Genomic DNA, 2,419 nt, shown 5'->3' on the forward strand with positions numbered 1-2,419 from the left:
TGACCGCGCTCGCTGAAATTCCCCACTGCCGCTCATCGAAATTCCCCACCCGTGTGGCTCCGCCGAGAAGGGCGGGCCTCCCTCGATGCTGCTGGTGTCTGACGCCAGTAGCTCCATTCGAAGGAGGCCCGCTTTCTCATGCTCACATGGGAGGACGACATGGAAGTACACGCCCTACGCAAACGTGGTTGGTCGATCTCAGCGATTGCCCGCCACACCGGCCATGATCGCAAGACGGTCCGCAAGTACCTGGCCGGTGACGCCACGCCGGGAGTCCGGGCCAGGCCCTCACCGGACCCGTTCGACCCGTTCGTCGACTACGTCACCGCTCGACTGGTCGAGGACCCGCACTTGTGGGCCCGCACGCTGTTCGACGAGTTGGAGGCCCTGGGGTTCGGGCTGTCGTATCAGAGCCTGACCCGCAACATCCGGGCGCGGGATCTGCGGCCGACGTGTACAGCCTGCCGCACGGCCACCGAGCGCCCCAACGCGGTGATCGAGCATCCGCCGGGAGATGAAACCCAATGGGACTGGCTGGAATTGCCCGATCCGCCGGTCTCATGGGACTGGGGCAAGACGGCGCACCTGTTGGTCGGATCGCTGGCGCATTCGGGCAAGTGGCGGGCAGCGTTGGCGCCGTCGGAGGATCAGCCCCACCTCATCGCCGCGATCGACCACGTGACCCGTGGCCTGGGCGGTGTGTCACGGGTGTGGCGGTTCGACCGGATGGCCACCGTCTGCGATCCGGGCTCGGGTCGGGTGACCGCGTCGTTCGCCGGGGTGGCCAAACACTACGGGGTGTCGGTGGCGATCTGCCCGCCACGGCGCGGTAACCGCAAGGGTGTGGTGGAGAAGATCAATCACACTGCTGCGCAACGCTGGTGGCGCACCCTGGCCGACGAACTCACCGTCGAGCAAGCACAGGTAAGTGTGGACCGCTTCGCCCGCGTCCGCGGTGATACCCGCCTGCGGGCCACCGCCGACGGCCGCTCCTCGGTCGCCGTCGTAGCCAAGGCCGAACCGCTCTCACCGCTGCCGCCGGCACCATATCCGGTGATCGTCGCCGAGTCGCGGACGGCGTCACGCCAAGCGTTGGTGTCCTACCGCGGCAACCGCTACTCGGTGCCACCAGAACTGGCGACTGCTGCGGTGACGGTGAGCCATCCCGTTGGGGCGCAATTCCTCGACATCGCCACCACCGGCGGCATCGTCATCGCCCGACATCGGATGGCCGCTGACGGGCTCGGGGTGATGATCCGCGACAGCGGCCACGTCATCGCCCTCGATACCGCCGCGATGGCGACGGCCAGCACCGGACGCCCGCACCGCCGCAAGGAACGCATCCCACCCGGCCCCGAGGCGAAAGCCGCTGCGGCACAACTACTCCGAATACAGCCCGAGACCATGAACTCGGGGCAATCCTGCACGCCATCAACCGATTCCACTGTCATCGACCTCTCCGCTTACGAGCGGGCCGCCCAGAACAGGACCATCCCATGACCCCCACCGCCCGCACCCCGAAGACCACCCACACCGCGGCCGCCGACAGCGAGGCACCCTCGGCCGCGGCCAGCCGGTATCAGCAGCTGCGCTCACACCTGGCCGAGCTCAAACTGCACGCCGCCGCCGAAGCCCTCCCGAGCGTGCTGGACCAGGCCACCGCCGAAGGCCTATCGCTGACCGTCGCCTTGGAGCGGCTACTGGCCGCGGAGGTCGACGCCAGCACCGCCCGCCGCCTCGCCGGTCGATTGCGGTTCGCCTGCCTGCCGACCCCGGCCACCCTGGCCGACTTCGACGTCGACGCCGCCGCCGGCATCGACCGCAAATTGATCGACGAATTGGGCACCTGCCGCTACCTGGACTCGGCAACCAACATTCTGCTCATCGGTCCGCCGGGCACGGGCAAGACACACTTGTCGGTCGGATTGGCAAGGGCTGCAGCGCATGCCGGATATCGAACCTACTTCACCACCGCAGCCGATCTGGCCGCCCGCTGTCACCGTGCTGCCATCGAGGGACGCTGGGCCACCACGATGCGCTTCTTCGCCGGACCGACTCTGCTGGTGATCGATGAACTGGGCTATCTGCCGCTGCCGGCCGAAGCGGCCTCGGCGTTGTTTCAGGTTGTATCCCAACGGTATTTGAAGACCTCGATCGTGATCACCACCAACCGCGGCGTCGGAGCCTGGGGTGACATCCTCGGCGACACCACCGTCGCCGCAGCCATGCTCGACCGGCTGCTACACCGCTCGGTGGTCATCAATCTCGACGGCGAGTCCTACCGGCTACGCGATCACCACGCCGCCGCCGACAGCCTCCGACGCGCCACCACCGGCACCCGCCAACCGATACACTGACCGCTGCTCACAGGTGGGGAATTCCGATAAGCACACCTGGGGATCTTCGATGAGCGCCGTCA

Annotated in this window: 2 protein-coding genes; both read left to right on the forward strand. The window is 67.5% G+C overall.

The window, feature by feature from the left end; all coding sequences use genetic code 11:
• The first annotated feature begins 138 nt into the window (after positions 1–138).
• A complete protein-coding gene (locus HNP02_RS42185) occupies positions 139–1,500 on the forward strand; it encodes a DDE-type integrase/transposase/recombinase (protein ID WP_184446769.1) in 1,362 nt (453 codons plus the stop codon).
• Positions 1,497–2,357 carry an IS21-like element helper ATPase IstB gene (istB, locus tag HNP02_RS42190; protein WP_184446771.1) on the forward strand — a complete coding sequence of 287 codons (861 nt, stop codon included), beginning with the start codon at positions 1,497–1,499 and terminating at the stop codon, positions 2,355–2,357. Before HNP02_RS42185 ends, istB begins: the two co-directional genes overlap by 4 nt.
• Positions 2,358–2,419 lie beyond the last annotated feature (62 nt).

Origin of the sequence: Mycobacterium sp. AZCC_0083 (genome assembly GCF_014202335.1) — a bacterium.
Lineage (GTDB): Bacteria > Actinomycetota > Actinomycetes > Mycobacteriales > Mycobacteriaceae > Mycobacterium.

Excerpts from the sequence above, each read along its gene's own strand:
- istB (WP_184446771.1), top strand. The coding sequence starts at position 1,497 with ATGACCCCCACCGCCCGCACCCCGAAGACCACCCACACCGCGGCCGCC.
- HNP02_RS42185 (WP_184446769.1), top strand. The coding sequence starts at position 139 with ATGCTCACATGGGAGGACGACATGGAAGTACACGCCCTACGCAAACGT.